The following is a 23,005-nucleotide window of genomic DNA, read 5'->3' as shown; positions in this document are numbered from 1 at the left end:
AATTCCAAGGTTTATCCAAGAGTCGTGCAGTAATGGTCCACCTCCGTTCCTGCGGGGAAGACCAAGTCATAGTCTTTCCTCGGTTGGCGGGATGAAACTCAAAGTTTGAGTTCTGCGATGCCGGCCAGCAGGGAGGATCTGATGAGCGCCTTGAGGTGCAAACCAAGCTTGAAATTCCGGTCGGCTGCGGCTGTCGTGGCCCTCGCAGCATCGGCAATCGGTTTCGTGGGTCTCTCGGGACCGGCGCAGGCGGCATCGTCGAAGGGCTGTGTTGGCGGGGGGTTTCACGTTTTGGGGAAGGCCGCTGGGTTCAAAGGCGCCGTCGCTTCGCCGGGTACCCGATTCCTGGTCCAGGGCAAGTACGTCCGGTTCGAGGTGGACCCGGCGAACTTCGCCGTCTACAACTACGTGTTCACCGGCGCGGCCAATGAAATGGACCTCACCGGCGGCCGTGCCACCCCAGTGTTTGAGAGCAAGGTTCCTCACCACCGCGGCCTCACGCTGACCAGTGCCGTGTCGCTGGAAGTCAAGGACACCGACGTCGCGCTGTCCCGTACCGGGACCGGCGGCCTGTCGATGACTATCCAGGCCAAGGACTGCGCCTCCGGGGGCCTCTTCCAGATGGAACCCGAGCGTGGCGATGCCACCGCCACACGCATCGTGCACCGGTTGGCGGCCGGTGCCTTCTACTTTGACAATGCCGATTTCCGCGCCCAGCTGGGTCAGTTCGTAGGCTCTGCGTGCACCAGCGTCCAGACCGGGCCGCCGAGCCAGTTCTGCGTCCAGGTCAGGCCCCGGGTGAACATCGGCAATGACGTGTCTGCAAAGTTCGTCGTGCGGGACAGCGCCCAGGTAGCCACCCGCGTCCGGCAGCCCGAATGCGGTCCGGACTTCGCCAACAGCCTGGGCCTTGCCGAGACCCGGGACCACTGCGGCGGGATGTCCGTCTGGGATGTGGCCAGCGGTGGACGAATGGGAATGGTCACAGGTGAAGACGCCGTGGAAGTGGCCAACTCCCCGACCGACTGCGTCAGTGACTGCCAGGCACAGAACCAGGTACGGGGACGGCTTGCGGTCCTTGGCTTCCCCTTCCCGGTCACCGGCGGCAGCCGCCTGTCCCCGCGGACGTCGACGGACGGCCTGGCTGCACCTCTCACTCCGTAGCGCAGGCCACGGCGTTTGGGAACGAAAACCAAGCATGATCCGACTGGGGCCGGGCCCAGGGCACGCAATTCGTTTCGGAAGCAGACGAGGGCACGACGGGGCCGGCGAGCTTCATAGTGCTGGATCCTGACGACAATCCGGTTCTCGTGGATCAGCACGTCTGAGTCCCGCTGGGCCAGCTCGGTCCTGCACCCAAAAGCCCTTTTCGCACATCATTAAAGGTGGGCGAAAAGGGCTTTTGCTTAAGTGGTCACGGCGTGATCTCCCAGCCGAACATCATGGCGTGGTCCTCGTGCGCCAGGTTGTGGCAGTGCGCCACATAGGGCCCGGTGAAGTCCCTGAATCCCCGGTAGACGATCGCCGACTCGCCGGGGTCGAGTGCCACCAGGTCTTCCTTGGAGGCGTCATCGGGGTGCCCCGGATCCACCGTGCGGGTCACGTCCTTGCCGTTGCGCATGACGGTCCGGTGCTCCTCCATGTGCAGGTGGAACGGGTGTACCCAGCCGCCGCCGCCGTTGCGGACCTCCCAGAGGTTGAAGCTGCCCTTCTTTTGCCGGGCCAGGGGTGTGCGGCCGGCACGGTTTGTCAGGCTCGCCAGCACGCTCGCCGGGTCGAAGGGCTTGCCGTTGATGAGCCATTCGGTCTCGCCGCCCACGCTCCCGCGCTTCACCTCGAAGATCATGCGGTTATCCAACAGGTTCTGCCAGTTGGACGGCAGCGGCGGAAGCGGACGCAGGGCAGCGGGGATCTGGCTGTCATCCTGCGCGGTGTCGCCAATCACGAACTTCAGGACCGGCACCTTGTACTTCGGGTCGGGGAAGAACCGGGACGAATTCGACCACATCCGCCCGTTGGGCATCTTCATGACGTTGGTCAGGTAGACGACGTCGCCCTTGGTGGTCGGTGTGCCGTCCTGGTACCGCGTGAAATCAACGATCACCTCGCGGCGCTTGGCCGGCCACAGCTCAAAGGAATCCCGCTTGATGGGGAACGGCAGGAGCCCCCCGTCCGTGGCAATCTGGGTGAACTGCATGCACTGCTGGCCGTCCTCGATGCGGTACTGGCCCTCAAGCTCGTCGTCCTCGTAACCGAGCGACGCCGACGATTTGGGGCCCAGCGTCGAACTCATCAGCTTGAACTCGTAAATCCGGGAGACGGAGGCGTCCAGGAACCGGAAGCGGTACTTGCGCCGCTTCACCTCCAGCACCGGAAAGGCCGTGCCGTTGACCGTGCAGACGTCGCCGACGAATCCGTGGTTGGGGAAGTGCTTGTAGAACGTCTTGCCCCACCACTCCGGATGGGTCGCCGGGTTCTTGGCGGCCGGGAACTCGCCCTGCACATCGTGGATGTCCTTGTGCATGGTGACGCCGTCGTCGAACCGGAAGTCGGTGAAGGCCAGCGGGATATCGTACTTGACGTCGAAGGATCCGTCCGGGTTGTTCGTGCGGACCCCCGGCAGCCGCAGCCCCTGCCGCTCGTCACCCATATCCGTGCCGTTCTTCGGGTCATAGATCGGGTACAGGCCCACCAAGCCCTTGTACACGTTCGAGCCGGTGTGGTCCATCGTGTGGTCGTGGAACCAGAAGAAGCTCTGCTTCTCGCGGTCGTCCCCGCCGGCGGGCCGGTTCAGGTAGAGGTTGTCGACAGACATCTGCGGCCTGAAGCCCGGGTGCCTCGGCCCTGCCACCATCGAGTAATGCGGGTTACCGTCACTCTCGGGCGCGGTGTGGCCGTTGTGCAGGTGGGTCAGGAACGACAAGTCGGGAGATCCGAAGTCCTGGCGGTCCAGGTTCAGCGGGTTCTCGTCCAAGTGGTTCTCGAACCGGACCAGGACCGGCCTGCCGTACTCGGCGTTGATCATCGGCCCGGGGAACATGCCGTTGAAACCGTAGATCGTGCTCGGAGGCAGGGCCCGCTTCGTGCCTGCGGCGAATTTTCTGCCGGAAGCATCGAACGAGACAGCCGGCTTTCCGTCCGAGTCGATCGGCAGAACTTGGGAGGTTGTGAACGAGTGGGTCCGCAGAAGCACATCGATCTTGTAGACGATCGGGTCTGGAAGGCCGACCTGGCTCGTCCAGACCTGGTGCCGTTCGTTGCGCAGCGAGTTCTGCTGGCCCGGTCCGGGTCCCGGCGGATTCCGCCAGGCGCTGAAGACGGATTTCGGCACCGGTGCCAGCGCCTTCGGGATGGGCAGCGGGTCGCTGAACGGCGAGATGATCAGCGGGCTCGTGGGGAATTTTTCAATGTAGAACAACTCGTCACTTAGCGCCGTCGACGCGGCGGCGAAGGCGCCGTCCGGCGAGAGCAGCCCCCGCTGAGCCAGCAGCGGAGCGGCCCAGGCCTGCGCCGCCACGAGTGCGGCCCCGGCTCCCCCGGCCGCCCCCAGGCGCAGTATCGTGCGCCGGGCGACCCCGCTAGATTCTGCAGATTCCTCGGACATGGTCTGTGCCTCCTTGGCGTGGGGCACACGTCAACACAGCGGCCCCGGTCGTCACCTTCATGCGGTTCCGAGACCCGAATCTTGACCACGAGGACCTCCTTGTCCCGTGGGCTAAGTCTTTTGCGCAATTCCCCCAGGCGACAACTGTGGGTTGCGAACCCTGCAAAAAAGCTGGTGCCGATCCGCTGCAGACCCTCCAAATTGGCGGTGAACGTCCGTGGCAAGACGCACGGCCAAATCGGTGTTGATAGACCCCTGCCTTGCCGGTTACGGCTGGCCGCCGCCGAGGGGTCCGCCGACCATCCAGAGTTTGCCCTTGGCGCAGTCGCGCCCGGTCCACGTGTCCTTGAACGAGTCGGCCCCGCCCCCGCCGACTTCAAGGGACGATCCCGAACGCGCCACAAGGTTCTTGCCGGCGTCAAGAACTATGGAAGGAGAACGGTCATGAACCAGCTTCGCGTCGATGACCGGTTCAGCAGCGCGCTCCGGGCACAGCTTGTCGCGCAGGTCCAGAAATCCTCAACGGCCCGGACCCGCCAGCGCACCAGGCTATGGCTTTCCGCCGGCGCCCTTGCCGCTACGGGCCTGCTAGGAGGCATCGGCGCGGCGGCCGCCGGGCTGTTCGTGATCCCCGGAACCGAACAAGGAACGGCCACGGTCGAGCTCGGTGAGCCCCCGCAGGATGCCACCGGCATCGAAATGACGCTGACCGCCCTCACCGTCGGCTCGTTCGAGTTCCCGGACGGCGCCAGCGCCACTTTCCGCGAACTCCAGGCTGACACGCGCGCGAATACGTCGGGCCACACCGTCAGCCTCGCTCCGGGGCAGCACAGCGTAACGATCAAACCGGGGCCGGAACCCGCTGGCAGCTCACCGCCAAGTACGTGAAACAGGTGCGAACCAAGTTGGGTGTCAACGCCAAGGGCGAAACCTACGGCATTGAAAGCGAGGAGAACGGAACTCCGGATTTGATCGCCGTCGTTGCGACCAGCGGCAGTTCCGGTTACGTGTACGCCAAAGACCTCTATGGCGGGCCCATGCCCACCAGCCCGGAAGACGCCCTGAAGAACTTCAGCACGCCGCGTCCGCCGCGGGAAGTCCCGGTGTACCTCAGCGACGGAGCAACCAAAGTCGGGGTCTTCGAAGCGGCGGGCTCCGGCGGCGGCATACCGTCCTACCCGTCACGGTCCCCCGCCCTGCCAACCTCGGACGTGCCCGCGGCACCGGCCAACTGAAGCCGGGGTTCAGTCAGCGGCCGGGCGTTCGTTGAAAGTGTTAGCCGACGACGGCGTTTGGCTCACCGCTGCGGCTGGCGGCGTGAGGTTGGCCCCGGCCGGAGGGCTCAGGCTCCGGTCGGGCCCAGGGCCGCCGGCCAGGCAGTACGGAGGGGGGAGTGCATTGCCTGGCCGGCGGGCTGATCGAAGCGCTGATGGGGGCAACGGTTTCGACCAGGTGTTCACAGCCTGCCAACGGCACCTTAGGAATTCCCGTTGGACCCTATAACCGCCGTCCCACCCCTTCCCAGCACGGAATTGCCGGCCCATCACAGCAGCGTGCGGAGCGTCCGGCAGCGCGTTCTGCAGCGACACTGCAACCGGCATGGCGCGGCCTGTTGCGCACCGCATCGCCGGCGTGCTAGCTTTCCGGTGATCGTGATCTATCGGCAGGAGGTAAGACCCATGAACGCAGTATCCACAGTGGGCGCTCCCCTGCAGTCCACGATCGCGCGGCGCAGGTAGTCGCCCCGGGAGCGCCCGACAGGCAATTCGCGAAAGGCGACTCCCATGAACACGACACCTTCTTCACCCCTGCACTCCACTTCGAAGACGGCGTCCGACCTGCCGGGGTCCGCCCTGGATCAGCCGCAGGTCGACGCCACAAGGCGGGTACGCGCCGCGGGCGAGCGAGCGTTGGTCCTCGGTGGCGGCGGATCGACAGGCAATGCCTGGCTGATCGGCGTCATCGCCGGCCTCTTCGATGCCGGATTGGATGTGACCGGGGCCGATTTGATCATCGGCACGTCGGCCGGATCGACGTCCGCGGCCCAGATCACTAGCGCGACCCCGGCTGAACTGCTTGCCGCCCTCCTTTCCGCCGCACCCCAGGCACGGACTGCTCCGGTGGGATCCGACGGCGGACGCGGTCGCGTTGGGCCGGCGGCGAGCCACATGGAGAGAACGGGCCGGATCATCGCCGCCGCTGAGGATGCGGCCGATATGCGCCGCGGAATGGGTGCGTCGGCGCTCGAACTGGACGCGGCGTCGGACGGCTCCGGTCAAACGCGGTGGCGCGATACTGTCGCCGCCCGGCTGCCCAGCCAGCGCTGGCCGGAACGAACGGTGCTCATCACGGCGGTCAATGCCGATACCGGTGAACCGGTGGTGTTCGACCGCCACAGCGGGGTCGACCTGGTGGACGCCGTGGCCGCCAGCTGTGCCAGTGCATTCGCCTACGGTATCGGCGGCAGCCGATACATCGACGGCGGCTACCGATCCAACGCCGAGAATGCCGATCTGGCAGCCGGATACGCACGGGTGTTGGTGCTGTCACCATTCGGTGGCAGATCACGGACTCCGGTGGACTGGGGCATGCATCTCGCAACACAGGTCGATGAACTCCGCGCAGGGGGCAGCAGAGTGGAAACAATCTTCCCGGATGGCGACTCCGAGCACATGTTCGGCGCCAATGCGATGGATCTTTCGCTGCGTCCGCCCGCTGCTCGCGCCGGTTACAACCAGGGCAGAGCCCTTGCCGAGCAGCTCACCGGGTTCTGGCACTGACGAAGCCAGCCGACTCTGATGGCGTGACGACACCTGCTCATGCCTCGGATGGCCGCTGGGCGCGGCATGCCCTACCTTCGTGCGCGCTGACCTGGGCCGCTACCGCGAGAACTCGCGTTGCCGCCGGCTAGGATGGCTGGGACTCCGCGTTGGGCGTGCTGGTCGAGGCGTTGGCCTCATCGGCCTGGGCATGCTGCCCGCGACTCGACAGCAGGAAAGGCACTGCGATCAGCCCGATCACGCCGCCGATCGCCAGCGAGGCCGGGTAGCCGTACATATCGGCCGTCCGTCCGAGCAGCGGCTGCACCACCACGCCGCCACTTGATCCAATGAGTGAGTCGAAGCTCAGGACCGTTGCCCGCTGCTTCGAAGGGATCATGTCGTTCACGTAGGCCTGGCGCACGGGTATGCCCACCTCGGCGACCAAAGCCCACAACGTCAACATGGCCAACGCCACCCAGAACTCCTGAACGAACCCGAGGACCACCAGAATGAGTGCGTCCACGATGCTGCTCAGGATCAGCACCGTGGTGCGTTTGCTAACCAGGCCACGGACCCGCGGCGCCAGCCAGCCGCCGAGCACCTCGGCTCCGGCCACTATCGCCGCCGCCAGGCCCGCAATTGAGTAGGCGCGCGGGTCGCCGAAGAGCTCAAGCAGGTACGGCTGCAGGGCGTAAAACACATAGATTCCGACGCCGGCGCTGAACGGCGCGGCCAGCATCACGTATCGTACCGGCGGGTTCTTGAGACCGTTCTCGATTGAGGCAGCGAGTACGGCACGGGTGGCCTGAAGAGGACGGGCCGATCGTTCAGGGGTGAATCCGACATCATGCATCAGCCAGAACGCGACGGCGAACATGGCGACCAGGACGCCGACGCGTAACAGAAACGGCACGCCCAGATTGGTGACCTGCGCGATCACGCCGCCGGCCACCGAGCCGACGAGCATCGCGACGCCCCCCACCATCTGTCCGCGCCCGAGCACCGTTTCCAGCCCGCCCTCGTATCCCGCGAAGCGCAGCGCGTCGACAAGCCAGGCCTCGACCGCACCCGAGAAGAATGTGAAACCCAGGCCGAGCAAAATAGACACCACTGCCCACGACCAGAACGGCGCGGAAAGCTGCCAGAGCATGTAGTAGAGGTAGGTGGAAGCCGCCAGGGTCACGGTACCCAGCAGGAACGAGACCCGGCGCCCCCAACCGTCGGCCACGACTCCGGTGGGCACCTCGAACAGCACCATGCCGGCCGTGAAGAACGCGTTGGCGGCAAAGGCCTCGAGGTTGCTTAGTCCGGCGTCCAAGAGAAAGAGGGTGTTGATCCCCCAGATGAACGAGGCTGCAAGGGTATTGCCCAGCGTCAATGTGAGATAGATCCGCTGGGTCTTTCGGGCGGCGGCGTTCATCGCGCTGCCGTCCGCCCCTCGGCGAAGATGCAGCACATACCTATTCTGGCCTCCCTCGCCTTTGCGTGCCAGACCGCGTTCCTGCCGACGGCCGGCGGGTCTGCTAGTCCCATCCGGCATCCCTGCGGCTCCGAACCAGATGCGGAGAACACGAACGGAAGGTGGCCATGAGCGTCCAGCAGGAACCCGCCGCCACGGGGGCCGCCACGATTCGGCGGCAGATTATTCCCACGGAGCTGGGTCCCTGCACGGTGCGTGTCCAGCAGGGCACCGGAGGACGCTGGCCTGCCTTCAGTACACCGGACGTCTACCTTCACGGCGCCGCGGGATCCTGGACTACTTTCCGGGCGCTGCTTTCCGGAGCGCCCGGCCAAGATCGGGTGCTGATTGACCTGCCGGGCTGGGGTGAGTCCACGGCGGGCGCCCGGCTGGAACAGTTCAGCATCGAGGCGATGGCGCGTTCGGTCACCGAGGTGCTGGACTCGCTCGGCTACTCGCGGTGGAACCTCATAGGCCACTCCATGGGAGGCTTCCTGGTTTTGCACCTTGCCGCGGCCTGGCCGGAGCGGACAGCCAGCGCGGCCACCATTTCGGCCACCACATTCGGCGTGTCCGAGGCGGCGAGGGGGCCACTGCGCAGCCTGTTTGGGTTCCCGGCGTTCGCCGGCATGCTGCTGGCCATGCGGTCCATGGCCGCCCTTGGTCCGGCGGGCTCGGCGCTGATCCGTGCAATCGCCACCACCCCTGTGATGGGACCGCTAATGTCCCCCTTCTTCGCCGATCCCGCAGCCATATCCAACGCCGTGATCCGCAGGCTCGGCGATGACGCCCGGCCGGCCGGGTTCTCCGCGGCCGCCCGGGACGCGGCGCACTACGACTTTGCCCAGTGGCGCAGCATCCTCTGCCCGGTGCTGGCGATCCGCGGGGACCGCGACGTGTTCACGCCGGCGTCGGACCTGCTCCGGCTGGCTGAAATAGTCCCGCACGTCCAGACGGCGACGATCCCGCGTTGCGGCCACTTCGCCAACATCGAGCGGCCGAAGCAGGTGCAACGGCTCCTCGATGACCTGCGGCGTCCGTGAGGTGCGCGCCCGTACCGCCGCCCCGACAAGGCCCCGTCCAATGCGTGGTTACGCATCAGACGGGGCCGAAGAACTCGTGAATCCGAGGTCACCGCCGCGCCAGGGTCCGGAGGAGTTTCAGGGCCACGGAGATCGAGGCCAGGTCCACCTGCCCGGGTCTGGTGACCTCCGCGAAGGTGTCCTTGATCCGCCCCAGCTGCTCCTGCCGTCCGCGCTCCCACTCCACAATGCGTTCCACAGCAGTGGCGGTGCTCCCCCGGGTCGTCTGCATCACGGAAATCGTAATATCGACAACGGCGGAGTAGGCGTCGTCCCGCAGGGCGGCACGGGCCAGCGCCTCCCACCGGCTCTGCCGCGGCAGGTCAGTGATGCGCAGCAACAACGTGCCCACGCCGACCCAGTGAATCACCGTGTGGTACATGTCCGCGATCGTGGTGAGGGGTTCATCCACCTGCTCCGACACGAGTGAAATGTCCAGCAGTCCGAAGCTTTCCAGCAGATCGGAGGCGCGGCGCCCCAGCTCACTTGGCATCCCGACGTCGTTCCAGTGCGCCAGCCGCCCCTTGGCGCGGTCCAGATCCGAGCCGCGCAGAAAGTCCGAGGTCCTCGTCCGCAGCAGGTCCAGGGTCGGCGCGACCCTCGCCAGGGCTTCGCCGACGGGCTGGTCGCGGTGGTCATGGGTGACGTACCACCGCGTCGCGCGGTCGATGATCCTGCGCAGCGGCTGGACCACAGCGGCGGCGTGTTCGCTGGGAAAGCCCGGAGGCAGGGCGGCAATCCTGTCCACGAACCACTGCAGCTGATAGGCCTCGCAAACCACCACGAAGGCCCTGGCCACTGCAGCCGCGGTGGCCGTGGTTTCCTCGATGGCGCGGAACGCGAAAGTGATTCCGCCGAGGTTGATCATGTCGTTGGCCACCACCGTGCAGATGATCTGCCGGCGCAACGGGTGTTCGTCCAGCTCAGCATCGAAGCGTTCGGGCAGCTGGTGCGGAAAGTAGCCGCGAAGCGCGCTCCTGAACCACGGATCATCGGCGAGGTCGCTGGCGGTCAGCTCCTTGGCCAATTCGATCTTGGCGTAGGCGGCAAGCACCGACAATTCCGGTGCGGTCAGTCCGTTGCCGGACTGCAGCCTGTCCCGGAGCTGATCCGTGCTCGGCAGTCCCTCCAGGCTGCGGTCCAAGTCCGCGGCGGCCTCCAGCCAGTCCATGATCCGCTCAAAGCCGGGGCTCAGCTCCGGCGCCATGTGCCGGTCGTTGAACAGGAGGACGTTCTGGTCCGCATTATTTGCCAGGACCAGCCGGCCGACCTCATCGGTCAGGGATTGCAGGAAGGCTGCGCGTCCCGCGGCCCGCATCTTTCCCTCCGCGATCATCCGGTCCACGAAAATCTTGATGTTGACCTCGTGGTCCGAGCAGTCCACACCGGCCGAATTATCTATCGCATCGGTGTTGAGCAAGACGCCGGCAAGGGCTGCCTCGACGCGTCCGCGCTGGGTGACGCCCAGGTTTCCGCCTTCGACCACTATCCGGGCCCTCAGTTCATTGCCGTTGACCCTGATGGCGTCGTTGGCTTTGTCACCCACGTCTGTTTGCTGTTCCGTGGAGGCTTTGATGTAGGTGCCGATGCCCCCGTTGTAGAGCAGGTCCACGGGCGCCCGGAGAATAGCCTGCAGGAGTGCGTGCGGCGGCAGCGATGCGGTTCCTGGCTCCAGGCCGAGGCAGAACCGGACCTCCTCAGTGATGTCGATGGTCTTGGCCCGGCGGGAGTGGACGCCCCCGCCCGGGCTGATCAACGAGGGATCGTAGTCCGCCCAGGACGAACGGGGCAGGCCGAAGAGTCGCCTGCGTTCCCGGAAGGACGATGCCGCACCGGGTGTGGGATCAAGAAAGATGTGGCGATGGTCAAATGCCGCCACCAGCCGGATGTGCGGCGAGAGGAGCATAGCGTTGCCGAACACGTCCCCGCTCATGTCTCCGATGCCGGCGACAGTAAAGTCTTCGGTTTGTGAGTCAATGCCCAGCTCGCTGAAATGGTGCTTCACGGATTCCCACGCCCCGCGGGCCGTGATTCCCATTTGCTTGTGGTCATAGCCGACGGACCCACCGGATGCGAAGGCATCCCCGAGCCAGAACCCATAGTCCCCTGCGAGAGCGTTCGCTGTGTCGGAAAAGGTGGCCGTTCCCTTGTCGGCCGCCACCACGAGGTAGCAATCGTCGCCGTCGTGGCGCACTACGCCTTCGGGCGGCACAACCGTTTCACCGCGGTCCGTGACTACGAGATTATCGGTCAGGTCCAGTAGCCCGCTGATGAATATCCGGTAGCATTCCAGTCCCTCGGCAAGCCAGGCCTCCCTGTCCGCGGCAGGGTCGGGCAAACGCTTGGGATAGAACCCTCCCTTGGCTCCCGTCGGCACGATGACGGAGTTCTTCACGTTTTGCGCCTTGACCAGCCCCAGGACCTCGGTCCGGAAATCCTCGCTTCAGTCGGACCAGCGCAACCCGCCGCGAGCCAAGGCACCGAAACGGAGGTGGACGCCTTCAACGCGTGGGGAGTACACCCAGATCTCGTACCTTGGTCGCGGAAACGGGGCATTGGCGATCGCGGCCGGATTCAGTTTGAAACTCAGGTGTGTCTTATCCAGGAAGTAGTTGGTCCTCAGTGTGGCTTCCACGAGGTTCATGAAGGTGCGCAGCAGCCGGTCTGCGTCGAGGACGGGAATTTCGTCAATGGCGGCCAGCAGCTCCTCCGGGGCAGCTGTGGTGCGCTCGAGCCGGGCGGGCGCGTCCAGCCTGGGATCGAATTTCGCCTGGAACAAGTCCAGGAGTGCGTGAGTTGCCCGGGCATTGGTCAACAGCGTGTCCGCGATGAAACCGTAAGAGTTGGTTGTTCCCAACTGCTGGAGGTACTTCGCGTAGCTTCGCAGTATCGCCGCCTGCCGCCAGCCCACCCGCTCCCTGATGACCAGTGCGTCGATCCGGTCGGATTCGATGTCGCCCCGCATGGCAGCGGCGAAGGCATCAGCGATCAGTTCGCTGGTTGCTTCGGGGTCAACGCCGCCGGGATACTTCACGCCCAGGTCGTATAAGAACACATTCCGGCCGCTCCCCCTTCGGAGCTGGAAGGGTCGCTGGTCGAGCACCTCGAGCCCGAGGTTATGCAGGAACGGCAGGATCTGCGTGAGGCTTCTGGGCTTGGTGAGATACAGCCGGATCCGTGCGTCCTCGGCCAGGGTGGGCGACGTGCCCGGCCTGACGTACACCGTGAGCAGCGGATCCCCGTCGGGACGGCCGCCCGTGCCGTCGAGGTCGAACTTCTCGAAGTTGAGGATGTCCCCGATCGCGGCTTCCGCCTCGTGGTCCGCGCGATAACTCGGCGGGAAGGCCTCTGACCACAGCTCGGTCAGCCGTGTGGCCTCTGCCGCGGTGAAGCGCTCGCGGATCACTTCCTCGAGGCCCTCCGACCATGGCCGGGTGGCCGCGATCAGCCGCCGTTCCAGTGCGTAAGGGTCGACGTCGGCCGTCGTGGACTCCGATGCGTCCAACGCCGTGCCGGCCATGTGGATCCGGAAGAAGACCCGGGCCATCGGCGACTCCGTCAGCCGGACATCGAACTCAATGGATTTCGCTTTGAAGACCTGCCGCAGCTCCTGTTCCGTCAGCAGCCGGACGGCCGTGCTGTAGCGGCTGCGCGGGAAGAGGACCAGCGCGGACATGAACCGGCCAAAGCTGTCAGGCCGGAGGAACACGCGGGTCCGCCGCTGCATCTCGGCGCGGAGCACTTCGTCCGCCAGCCGCGTGAGATCATCCACATCGACGTGGAAGAGATCGTCGCGCGGGAAGGTCTCCAGTATGGCCAGGACTTCCTTGCCGTGGTGGGACCGGGGCGCATATCCCAGGCGTTGGCTAACAGCCTGGACCTTTTCACGGATCACCGGAATCCGCCGGACGGACTGATGCGCGGCGCCGGCGGTAAACAACCCCACGAAGCGCCGTTCCCCTATGGTTTCGCCGGCCCCGTCGAACACCCGCAGACGCAATTCATCCAGGTACGACCGCCTCAGGACCGTAGACCTTTCCTCCGAAGTGGTCAGCGTGAGCGCCTCGGGTCCGCGTATCACGGGCCGCCCCGGCGCCGGCCCTCCGGCAGAGGTGTCCGCCTGCGGCCGTCTCAGCAGGCCCAGCGCGGAACCGGGCCGCTCGGAAAGCAGCTCCGGGCCGCCGCCCGCCGTCGTGAGCTCATATTCGTCGTAGCCCAGGAACAGGAAGTTGCCGTCGACAAGCCAGAGGAGCAGCTGGCGAATCTCTTCCAGTGGCGGAACAACAGTGCGCGGGACTCCGACCGCGAAGGCGACGGCATCGGCCACCTTGCCCTGTATCGCAGCGGCGTCCTCGGCGGCAACCCGAACATCGTCCAGCACCCTGTGCAGGTTCGCTGTCCGCTCCGCTGCGGCCGCGTCGTCCGCCAGCCTTCCGATCTCGGCCGCAATCCATACCTCGGTTGTGCCTGTTCCGCGGGCTCGGCCTCCCAAAACGCCCTCCGGGGAAGAACCGGTCCAGGCGTCCAACAGCTCATGGGAAACCGGATCCCGCAGCACCTGAAAGCTCGGATGCACAAGCAGCCGGATCGCGGCATCATCGCGTGCGAGCTCCGCCGTGACTGAGTGGACCAGATACGGGATGTCCTCGGTCACCACCGCAACGATGCTGGCGTCCATTTCGTTCAGGATCCCGACGGCGGTCTCACCGGGCGCGCGCGACGACGCCACCTTGAGGTGGTGCGCCACCCGCATGCGAAGAGTCTCCGGACTGTAGCTCCGCAGATCCTCCGGCGGCACCTTCGCGAAGTAGTCGATCAGGAGAACTTCGCTTGCCTTGCGGAGTACGTCGGACCCGGCCTGCTCCCCGGGCCCCGGTTTGTCTGACATGCCACCGCACCTCCGCCGCGGGGTGCCACCGCCACGTGCGGATGACATTCCGGCCCTCGCGCTTCCTCCCATCATGGCTTGGGGCACCGGCACCGTCCAGTGCTGACGCCATCCCCTTGGATGCAGGGCGCACCGGCCAAAACCCAACGGGCGGCCGCCCGGGCCAACCAGTCCCGGCCGGGGCTTGCGGCATCGTCGCGGCTGAGTACATTTGCTTCACACAGGGTGTCCGCGGTTTCGACTGCACTGGAGGCGACGATGTCTGGTGACGGACCGGTGCTAGTGGTAGGCGGCACCGGCATGCTGGGAAGCCAAGTGGTGGCCGACCTGCTCTCGCATGGAAAACAAGTTCGGGCCCTCGTGCGCCAGGGATCCGACGCGACCCGCTTGGAAGCCGCCGGGGCAGCCATCGCCCGCGGCGACATGATGGACCTTGGCTCGCTGATCCGCGCGATGGAGGGCGCCGACAGCGTGATCACCACGGCGGCCGGCTACACACGTCACCGCAAGGGCGACACCCCTCAAACCGACACCATTGGCAACAGCAACCTGGCCGAAGCGGCCAGCCGCACCCACGTCCGCAGATTCGTGCTGACGAGCATCCTCACCTGTGACCAGACTCCGCACGTTCCGCACTTCTGGCACAAGAAGCTGACCGAGGACCGGCTCGAGCAACTCGGGGTCCCGTTCGTGGCGCTGCGGCCGGGGGCCTTCCTTGACCAGGTCACCCGTTTCGGCGGCGACCCTTTCAGCAACGGGCGCCTCACCTGGCTCGGGTCATCGCGCATTCCCTTGACCTTCGTCCTCACGGCTGACCTTGCCGGCTACCTGGCAGCCGCAACGGACTCGCCCGGCATTGACGGGCAGCGCATCGATATCGGCTGGGACCGGCCGGTCAGCATGCAGGAAATCGCAGAGATCTCCGGCAGGCTCCTCCGCAAACGCATCCGGGTCCGGACAATCCCCACCGGACTCATCCGCGCCGTCGGCACCGTCCTCGGACCGATCAACCCGCTGGCCAAGGACATGGGAGCGATGGCCGGCTGGTTCCAGTCCGGCCGCTACGTCGCCGACACCACCCGGCAGCGCGAAGTCTTCGGCGCAGTGCCGACCGCCGAGGACGCCATAACCCGCCTCCTCACGAGCCTCGGACACGCGGTCAGAAACTGAGCACGCCACGAACAGGCACAGATCAACGCTCTACGCTCAATCGATAAATGGCCTATTCGGAAGGGCGGGAATCGCATGAATCCAAGAACCAGAATGCTCGCGGGAATCATCGTTTTAGTGGTGGTTATAGCCGGCGGGGCATTATGGTATTTTGCCAACCTAAGAAGCATGGCAAGCGAGTACAATCCGCAGATCAAACCGGCAGACTTCACCACCAATATTACCAACAAGTATTTCGCCCTTCCCGCGGGCAAGAAGATGACGTATGAGAGTACGGACCTGCGCGGAATCACCGAGAGAATCGAGATTGAGATCCTCAATGAATCAAAGGTCATTGAGGGTGTTGAGACGGCCATCTACCTGGACAAGGTCTACAGCAACGGGCAGCTTGTCGAGGAAACCAGGGATTACCTGGCACAACACAAAAACGGAGACGTGTGGTACTTCGGCGAGGACGTAAATAACTTTTTCAACGGAAATCTCCTCAATCATTCCGGCAGCTTCATTCATGGAAAAGATGGCGCAAAAGCCGGTATTTGGATGAAGGCCGAGCAGCGGGTGGGCGACTCCTACAGGCAGGAATATTACCTGGGACAGGCCGAAGATATGCGGGACACTCTCGCCACTGGCCTGACGGTATCCACGAAGTCCGGCACATACACCGACTGCGTCAAGGTCTACGACTGGACGCCGCTTGAGAAAAACTCCAGGGAACATAAGTACTACTGCCCCAAGGTCAGCTCGCTGGTCCTCATTGAGGACCTGGAAACCGGCCAACGGTCAGAACTCACAAATCTTGTGCTGCCGTGAGGCGGATCCGTTGACGCCAGCGTTCACCTTTCAAGAAGACCACTGCAGGACGGTCTAAAGTCACGCCCCTCTGCTTGTCGAGACCCAACAAAATCCTGTCTCCGATGGGGAACTAGCGTCGGTTCGGAGGAACATCCGCAGCCACCAAGCGCAAAGGACCCATCAATGACGATTCAGGCAAACGTCGCCACGAGCGACGAAGCAAGCGACAAAACAAGCCCGGCGGTCAGCAACGCCACGACCTATGAAATCCTGGAAACCGCCCGCCGGCAGGTCCTGGAGGACGGCATCGGCCTGACCCAGGGCCAGCTCGAGGAAGTACTCCGCCTCCCGGATGAAGCACTCCCCGCAGCCCTGGAACTTGCCCACCAGGTCCGCCTGAAGCACTGCGGCGAGGACGTCGAAGTCGAAGGCATCATCTCCATCAAGACCGGCGGCTGCCCCGAGGACTGCCACTTCTGCAGCCAGTCGGGCCTGTTCGACTCCCCCGTCCGCGGCGTCTGGCTGGACATCCCCGAACTCGTCAAAGCCGCGAAGGAAACCGCCGCCACCGGGGCCACCGAGTTCTGCATCGTGGCCGCCGTCCGCGGACCCGACATCAAGCTCATGAACCAGATCAAGTTCGCGATCGACCGCATCAACGAAGCCGTGGACATCAACATCGCCTGCTCCCTGGGCATGCTCACCCAACGCCAGGTGGACCAGCTCGCCGAATGGGGCGTGCACCGCTACAACCACAACCTCGAAACCGCCCGCAGCTACTTCCCCGAAGTGGTCACCACGCACAACTACGAAGAACGCCTCGACACCTGCAACATGGTCAAAGCCGCCGGCATGGAACTGTGCTGCGGCGCCCTCATCGGCATGGGCGAATCCCTGGAACAGCGCGCCGAACTCGCCGCCCAGCTCGCAGCCCTGGAACCGCACGAAGTCCCGCTCAACTTCCTCAACCCCCGCCCCGGCACACCCTTGGAAAACCAGGGCATCATGGACGGCAAGGACGCCCTCCGCGCCATCGCCGCGTTCCGGCTCGCCATGCCCCGCACCGTGCTGCGCTACGCCGGCGGCCGGGAACTGACCCTCGGCGACCTCGGCACCCGCGAAGGCCTGATGGGCGGCATCAACGCCGTCATCGTCGGCAACTACCTCACCACCCTGGGCCGCCCGGCCACCGCCGACCTGAACCTGCTGGTCGAGCTGAACATGCCCATCAAGGAACTCCAGAAGACACTATGAATCGGGTATCCACGGGCGCGAGCAACGGGGTATCCACGAGCGCAACCACCGCTGAGTTTTGCGGGCACTGCGGCGAGCCGTCCGACGGCGGCGCCGGCCCGACGTCGGACGTTCACCGCCGCTGCGCCGAGCGCCTCGCGATGGAACCGCCGCGGTACTGCGCCGTGTGCCGACGCCGAATGAAAGTCCAGGTGACGCCACTGGGCTGGTCGGCGGAATGCTCCGGCCACGGGGTGCTCGCACCATGACGGACACGCCAATGGGCCTGATCCAGCGGGACCGTGCGCGGCTGTGGCACCCGTACGCACCGGCGTCCCCGGACCTTCCGCTCTGGGAGGTTGAGGCGGCCGACGGCGTGCGGCTGCGGCTTCGGGGTGAGGACGGCGGCCGCCATGACGTGGTTGATGCGATGTCCTCGTGGTGGTCGGTGATCCATGGTTACCGCCACCCGGTGCTGGACGCCGCTGCACGGCGGCAGCTGGCGGATTTCAGCCATGTGATGTTCGGCGGACTGACGCACGCCCCGGCCGTTGAACTGGCCGAACGGCTGGTGGACATGGCCCCGTCTGCCCCGGGCCGGCCGGGTTTGGAGCGGGTGTTCCTCGCGGACTCGGGCTCGGTGGCCGTGGAGGTCGCACTGAAGCTGGCGGTGCAGTTCCAGACCGCAGCCGGGCGCCCGCGGAGGCAGCGGTTCCTTAGCCTGCGCGGCGGATACCACGGGGACACCTTCGCGGCGATGGGCGTCTGCGACCCCGTGGATGGCATGCATTCCTCCTTCCCGGGCCTGCTGGCCGGCAACGTGTTTGCGCCGCGTCCCCCGGCGGCATCGTCAGCCACGCCCGAATCCGTGCGGGAGTGGGCATCCGGGCTCGGGGACATCGCTGCTGCGCATTCCGGGGAGCTGGCCGCGATCATCGTCGAGCCGGTCCTGCAGGGTGCCGGCGGCATGCACGCCTACCCGGCCGAATGCCTGACCGCGCTGCGGCAGGTGGCGGACCGGCACGGCCTGCTCCTCATCTTCGATGAGATCGCCACCGGATTTGGCCGGACCGGCGAGCTGTTCGCGGCCGATCATGCCGGCGTCGTGCCGGACATCATGTGTTTGGGCAAAGCCCTGACCGGCGGCTACCTGACGCTGGCCGCCATGCTCTGCACCGGCGAAATCGCGGCTGCCGTCTCGGCCGGCGCGGCCGGGGCCCTGCTGCACGGCCCCACCTTCATGGGCAACCCGCTGGCATGTGCGGTGGCCAACGCCAGTCTTGGCATGATCGGCGACGGCGGGTGGCGGGCCGACGTTGCCCGGATCGCCGCGGGCCTGGCGTCCGGGCTGGCCCCCGCCCGGGACCTTGAGGCCGTCCGGGAGGTCCGCACCACCGGCGCCGTCGGAGTCATCGAGCTGCACGGCGCCGTCGACGTCACCGCGGTCACTGCCGCGGCGATCCGGCACGGCGTCTGGGTCCGGCCGTTCCGGAACCTCGTCTACACGATGCCCCCGTACATCAGCACAGCGGCTGATGTTGAACAGATCACCGCGGGCATGACGGCGGCCGTCGCCGAAGTCCACGAACGCGTCCCGGCACGGTCCGGAGGCGTGGCATGAACGCCTCGATGAACCAGTGGCTCGAGCGCCAGGCCGCTGTCCGGGACCGCCGGGGCCTGGTCCGCCGCCCGCTCCCCCGCACCGCGGACGAACGGTTCATCGACCTGGCGAGCAACGACTATCTGGGCCTCGCGGCGGACCCGCGGGTTGCGGGGGCTGCTGCGGCGGCCGCGTCGCTGTGGGGCGCGGGCGCCACATCCTCGCGTCTGGTGGCCGGAACCACGCGGCTGCACCTGGACCTCGAGGAGGAACTGGCCTTGCTGGCCGGGATGGAGTCGGCGCTGGTGTTCTCCTCCGGCTATCTGGCCAACCTTGGTGTGATCACGGCGCTGGGCGGCCCAGGAACCCTGATCGTCGCGGATGAACACTGCCACGCCTCGATGATCGACGGATTCCGGCTCAGCCGCTCCCGCACCGAATCGTTCACCCACAACAGCGTGGCGGAGGCCGGCCGGCTGCTCGCTGACCGTCCGGAACCCCGCGCGATCATCGCCGTCGAATCGGTCTACAGCGTCCTGGGTGACGAAGCCCCGCTCAGGGACTTACTGGCACTGGCCGAGGAACACGACGCCGTGCTGCTCATCGATGAGGCCCACAGCCTGGGAGTCACCGGCACCGGCAACGTCCAGGGCCGTGGCTCGGTGGCCGGGACCGCCCTTGCGGGGCATCCGAACGTGATCGTGACCGCGACGCTGTCCAAGGCCCTGGGCAGCCAGGGCGGAGCGGTCCTGGGATCCGCCCTGCTGCGGGAGCACCTCGTCAACCGGGCCCGGAGCTTCATCTTCGACACCGGCCTGGCGCCCGCCTCGGCAGCGGCGGCCCTCGCCGCGGTGCGGATCATCCGGGACGAACCGTGGCGCGCGGGATCCGTCCGAAGCAACGCTGCGGCGCTGTCCGCCGGGCTGGCCCCGGCCCTTGCAGCCCGCGGATCTGCCGCCGGTGGCGGCGCCGCCGTAGACCGGGCGGCGGGGGCGGTCCAGTCCATCGCCATGCCGTCCGCGGAATCAGCCCTGGCAGCTGCCGAGGCCGCGCGCACGGCCGGCGTCCGGGTCGGCTGCTTCCGCCCGCCGTCCGTTCCCGACGGAATTTCACGCCTGCGGCTCACCGCCCGCGCCACCCTGACAGCCGAGGAAATCGAAGACAGCTGCGCTGTGCTGCGCGGCATTTTGGAGGAACTTCCATGAACCTGCCCCGCATCATTCTGGTCACCGGAACGGACACCGGCGTCGGAAAAACCATCACGACGGCGGCCCTCGCCGCCGCCCTCCGGGGCCGGGGACGCAGCGTCGCCGTGTACAAGCCCTGCCAGTCCGGGGCCGCCGCAGGCGATTCCGACGCGGGCGAAATCATGCGGCTCGCGGGCGCGGTGACGGCGGAAACCGGGGTCGTCCTGCAGCAGCCGTTGGCCCCCGTCACCGCTGCCGCCATCGATGGAACGCCGCTCCCTACGGTGGCCGTGCACGCCGGGACGGTCCGCGAACTCGCCGCGTCCCACGATCACGTCCTGGTTGAAGGCGCAGGCGGCCTGCTAGTGGCGCTGGACTCCGACGGCGGCACCCTGGCGGATCTCGGATCTCTCCTGGCGGCCGCATTCGTGCTCGTTGCCCGGCCGGGGCTCGGCACCCTGAACCACACCGCCCTGACCCTCGAAGCACTGGAGGCACGGGACCTGCGGGTCGTTGGTGTGGTGCTCGGCAGCTGGCCCGTCAACCCTGAATTCGTGCACCGCAGCAACCGGCAGGTGCTCGGATCGCTGCCGGCGCCCTTCCTCGGCGCCCTGCCCGAGCAGGCCGCGGAACTGTCCCCGGCCGCTTTCCGTGCGGGGGCAGCTGCATGGCTGAACGGCCTGCCCGCATGAACCCGGCGATGACGGCCGGATCGGCGGGGCCGTGGACGGACCGGGTCGGGCAGGCGGAGGGCTCTGACCAGGTGGAAAGCGCTGACCGGGCGGAAGTGCCTGGCCAGGGCCGCTGCCCGTACCTCGTGGTGCGCGACCCGGACACCGTCCGTGACGTGCTGCACCGGCCTGCAGACTTCAGCCCGGCGAATGCCCTGGTCGCGGTGACGCCCCTGGAAGGGGCCGCCCTGCGCGTCCTGCAGCGCGTGGGCTTTGCGCTGCCACCCGTGCTGGCCAGCAACGACACAGACACGCACGCCGGGATCCGCAAGGTCGTGGCGGGATTCTTCACCCCTGCCACGGTCGCGGCCATGGAGCCGCGGATCCGGGAGCTGGCGCGGGAAGCGGCACGGAACGCCGCGGACCAGATCGGCCGTTTCGGCCATGCGGACCTCGTGCAGACGGTGGCGGCGTTTCCCCCGGCCGTCGTGATGCTCGAGCTCCTCGGACTGCCCGTCCGGGATCTCGCGGACCTCAAGCGGTGGGGCCTTGACTCCATGGAGCTGTTCTGGGGCTGGCCCGACACGGACCGGCAACTGGCACTGGCCCACAGCGCCGCAGATTTCTACGCCTGGCTGCGCAAGCTCGTGGCGGAAACCAGGGCGGCTCCCGGCCGCAACCTGTTCAAGTCGCTGGCAGAACAAGGCCTGTCCACGCCCGAGATGTGTTCGCTCGGATACTTCCTGCTGATCGCCGGGCAGGAAACAACCACCCAGCTGATCAGCACCACCCTGTTCCGCCTCATGGAAGGGTCCGCGCCCGCGGGCTGGAAGGACGCGGCGTCCGAAGCAGGCTCCAAGGCCACGGTCCGGCACGTGCTCAACAGCGAATCGTCGGTCCCGACCTGGCGCCGTGTGGCAGCCCACGCCACGGACCTCGGCGGCGAACTGATCCCCGCAGGCACGGAGATCCTCCTCGAACTGAGCGGCAACAAGATCACACCGGCGTCCGCATCTGGGAGTCAGTCCCGGTCCGCGCAGGCGGCCTCTCCGGAGACGGCCAAGGGACAATCAACCGGCTATGGCATCGTGTTCGGCTCCGGTATCCACCGCTGCCTCGGGGCCAAACTCGCGGAACTGGAGGCGGCCGTCACCGTCCAGGAAGCTGCCGCGGCGCTGCCTCGCATCCAGTTGAGCGATCACGAGCCCGAATGGATCCGGTTCCTGTCCTTCCAGGCTCCGCGGACAGTCACCGTGCTCGACAGGCCACGCTGACCGCACGGCGCCATGGTTCCGGGGCCTACCCGCGGGCCAGCTCGTCAATCTTGCGTTCAAGGGCTGCGCGTTCGGCCGCGTTCGTGCACAGGCTGACCGCCTGCTGCAGGGCCGCCCGCGCTTCGCCGGCCCGGCCGAGCCTGATCAGTATCTCTCCCCTGACCGCCGGCAGCAGGTGCGAGCCGTTGAGTTCGCCGCGCCTGTCGATTGCGTCAACCAGTTCCAGCCCTGCAGCCGGGCCTGATGCCATGGCCACCGCCACAGCACGGTTCAGTTCGACAATCGGCGACGGTGACAGCCGCCCCAGCGCCTCGTAGAGGATGACGATCCGCTGCCAGTCCGTTTCCGAAACCGAGCGGGCCACGGCGTGGCATTCGGCGATGGAGGCCTGCAGTCCGTAGGCTCCCAGCCCGCGGCCGGCTGCTATGGCCGTCGAAAGCGCCGCGCGGCCGCGCCGGATCGCGGACTGGTCCCACCGCCGTCGGTCCTGGTCCTCCAGGAGGACGGGCCGGCCAGACGAGTCGAGCCTCGCCGGGAACCGCGCGGCGGTGAGTTCCATCAGGGCCAGCAGGCCATGCACCTCGGGTTCGGGCGCGAGCCGCACGAGCACACGGGCCAGGCGGCGTGCTTCGCTGGCCAGGTCCGTTCGCATCCAGGAGGTACCGCCGGACGCGAAGGAACCCTCGGTGAAGATCAGGTAGACCACCTGGAGGACAGAGCCAAGTCTTGCCGGTAGCTCCTGCGGTTCGGGAACGGCGAAGGGAGCGTGGGCGGCGGCCAGTGTCTTCTTCGCCCGGGTGATGCGCGCCTGGATGGTGGGCACCGGAACCAGGAACGCCTTCGCGATCTCGTCGGTGCCCAGGCCTCCCACTACCCGCAATGTCAGCGCGATCCGCGCCTCCTTGGACAATACGGGATGGCAGGAGATGAACATCAGGGCCAGGACGTCGTCGTCGATCGCTTCGGGATCGAAGAGGGAATCCGCGCCCGGCTCCTCCTCCGAGAGGTCCCGGGCCAGTAACGCGTACTTTTCGTCCCGGGCGGCACGGCGCCGGAAGGTGTCGATCGCACGACGCCGGCCGGTGGCCAGCAGCCAACCCACAGGTTCCGCGGGGACTCCATTCACGGACCAGGACACCAGCGCCTCGGCAAGCGCCTCCTGTGCGAGGTCTTCGGCCAGCGGGAAATCGCCCGTGTAGCGGGCAAGGGCGCCGACGATGCGGGCGGACTCCATGCGCCACACCGCTTCGACGGCGGCCCTTGCCTCGTTGCTGCTCACTGCC

General features: G+C 66.6%; 15 protein-coding genes and 1 pseudogene. 12 read left to right on the top strand and 4 right to left on the bottom strand.

From position 1 onward, the window contains the following. Positions 1-291: 291 nt before the first annotated feature. Positions 292-1,164, top strand: a complete 873-nt coding sequence (locus tag ABFP37_RS18245) for a hypothetical protein (protein WP_347034408.1) — start codon at positions 292-294, stop codon at positions 1,162-1,164. Between the two features lie 250 nt (positions 1,165-1,414). Here ABFP37_RS18245 and ABFP37_RS18240 read toward each other — a convergent pair whose 3' ends face one another. Beyond that, positions 1,415-3,604 (bottom strand): multicopper oxidase domain-containing protein, encoded by a 2,190-nt coding sequence (locus ABFP37_RS18240; RefSeq protein WP_347034407.1) that lies wholly within the window; start codon positions 3,602-3,604, stop codon positions 1,415-1,417. A gap of 444 nt (positions 3,605-4,048) precedes the next feature. Between ABFP37_RS18240 and ABFP37_RS18235 the strand changes: the two genes are divergently transcribed. From ABFP37_RS18235 to ABFP37_RS18225, 3 genes are all read left to right on the top strand, one after another. Then, positions 4,049-4,492, top strand: coding sequence for a hypothetical protein (locus tag ABFP37_RS18235; protein WP_347034406.1), 444 nt, complete (start codon positions 4,049-4,051; stop codon positions 4,490-4,492). Positions 4,493-4,497: 5 nt separating this feature from the next. Beyond that, positions 4,498-4,839: a hypothetical protein gene (locus tag ABFP37_RS18230; protein WP_139362914.1), complete on the top strand. Its 342-nt coding sequence runs from the start codon at positions 4,498-4,500 to the stop codon at positions 4,837-4,839. Between the two features lie 549 nt (positions 4,840-5,388). After that, positions 5,389-6,384: a patatin-like phospholipase family protein gene (locus ABFP37_RS18225; protein WP_347034405.1), complete on the top strand. Its 996-nt coding sequence runs from the start codon at positions 5,389-5,391 to the stop codon at positions 6,382-6,384. A 127-nt stretch (positions 6,385-6,511) separates the two neighbouring features. On the opposite strand, the gene ABFP37_RS18220 is transcribed toward ABFP37_RS18225, so the two are convergent. Next, on the bottom strand, positions 6,512-7,822 hold the full coding sequence (locus ABFP37_RS18220) for an MFS transporter (RefSeq protein ID WP_347034404.1): 1,311 nt from the start codon (positions 7,820-7,822) through the stop codon (positions 6,512-6,514). 131 nt (positions 7,823-7,953) lie between these two features. Between ABFP37_RS18220 and ABFP37_RS18215 the strand changes: the two genes are divergently transcribed. Beyond that, positions 7,954-8,868 carry an alpha/beta hydrolase gene (locus tag ABFP37_RS18215; protein ID WP_078029578.1) on the top strand — a complete coding sequence of 305 codons (915 nt, stop codon included), beginning with the start codon at positions 7,954-7,956 and terminating at the stop codon, positions 8,866-8,868. An 88-nt stretch (positions 8,869-8,956) separates the two neighbouring features. On the opposite strand, the pseudogene ABFP37_RS18210 reads toward ABFP37_RS18215, so the two are convergent. After that, a pseudogene (locus ABFP37_RS18210) lies at positions 8,957-13,795 on the bottom strand (NAD-glutamate dehydrogenase). A gap of 120 nt (positions 13,796-13,915) precedes the next feature. Between ABFP37_RS18210 and ABFP37_RS18205 the strand changes: the two are divergent. From ABFP37_RS18205 to ABFP37_RS18175, 7 genes are all read left to right on the top strand, one after another. Continuing rightward, entirely contained in the window at positions 13,916-14,965 is a 1,050-nt protein-coding gene (locus tag ABFP37_RS18205; RefSeq protein WP_347034403.1) for an SDR family oxidoreductase, read from the top strand. Between the two features lie 75 nt (positions 14,966-15,040). Then, positions 15,041-15,775: a hypothetical protein gene (locus tag ABFP37_RS18200; protein ID WP_347034402.1), complete on the top strand. Its 735-nt coding sequence runs from the start codon at positions 15,041-15,043 to the stop codon at positions 15,773-15,775. 165 nt (positions 15,776-15,940) lie between these two features. Further along, on the top strand, positions 15,941-17,011 hold the full coding sequence (gene bioB / locus ABFP37_RS18195; RefSeq protein ID WP_347034401.1) for a biotin synthase BioB: 1,071 nt from the start codon (positions 15,941-15,943) through the stop codon (positions 17,009-17,011). A 244-nt stretch (positions 17,012-17,255) separates the two neighbouring features. Next, positions 17,256-18,611 carry an adenosylmethionine--8-amino-7-oxononanoate transaminase gene (locus ABFP37_RS18190; protein WP_078029573.1) on the top strand — a complete coding sequence of 452 codons (1,356 nt, stop codon included), beginning with the start codon at positions 17,256-17,258 and terminating at the stop codon, positions 18,609-18,611. Then, the gene (locus ABFP37_RS18185; RefSeq protein ID WP_347034400.1) at positions 18,608-19,795 is read left to right on the top strand and encodes an 8-amino-7-oxononanoate synthase; all 1,188 of its coding nucleotides are present in this window, start codon (positions 18,608-18,610) and stop codon (positions 19,793-19,795) included. The genes ABFP37_RS18190 and ABFP37_RS18185 overlap by 4 nt, the downstream gene beginning before the upstream one ends. After that, positions 19,792-20,469, top strand: coding sequence for a dethiobiotin synthase (gene bioD, locus ABFP37_RS18180; RefSeq protein WP_347034399.1), 678 nt, complete (start codon positions 19,792-19,794; stop codon positions 20,467-20,469). The genes ABFP37_RS18185 and bioD overlap by 4 nt, the downstream gene beginning before the upstream one ends. After that, positions 20,445-21,722, top strand: coding sequence for a hypothetical protein (locus ABFP37_RS18175; RefSeq protein WP_347034398.1), 1,278 nt, complete (start codon positions 20,445-20,447; stop codon positions 21,720-21,722). The genes bioD and ABFP37_RS18175 overlap by 25 nt, the downstream gene beginning before the upstream one ends. 25 nt (positions 21,723-21,747) lie before the next feature. Here the strand turns inward: ABFP37_RS18175 and ABFP37_RS18170 are convergent, their stop codons facing one another. After that, positions 21,748-23,001, bottom strand: coding sequence for an RNA polymerase sigma factor (locus tag ABFP37_RS18170; protein ID WP_347034397.1), 1,254 nt, complete (start codon positions 22,999-23,001; stop codon positions 21,748-21,750). Positions 23,002-23,005 lie beyond the last annotated feature (4 nt).

Origin of the sequence: Burkholderia sp. RS01, assembly GCF_039748055.1 — a bacterium.
Classification (GTDB): Bacteria; Actinomycetota; Actinomycetes; order Actinomycetales; family Micrococcaceae; genus Arthrobacter.
This window is presented reverse-complemented; position numbering and strand designations above follow the sequence as displayed.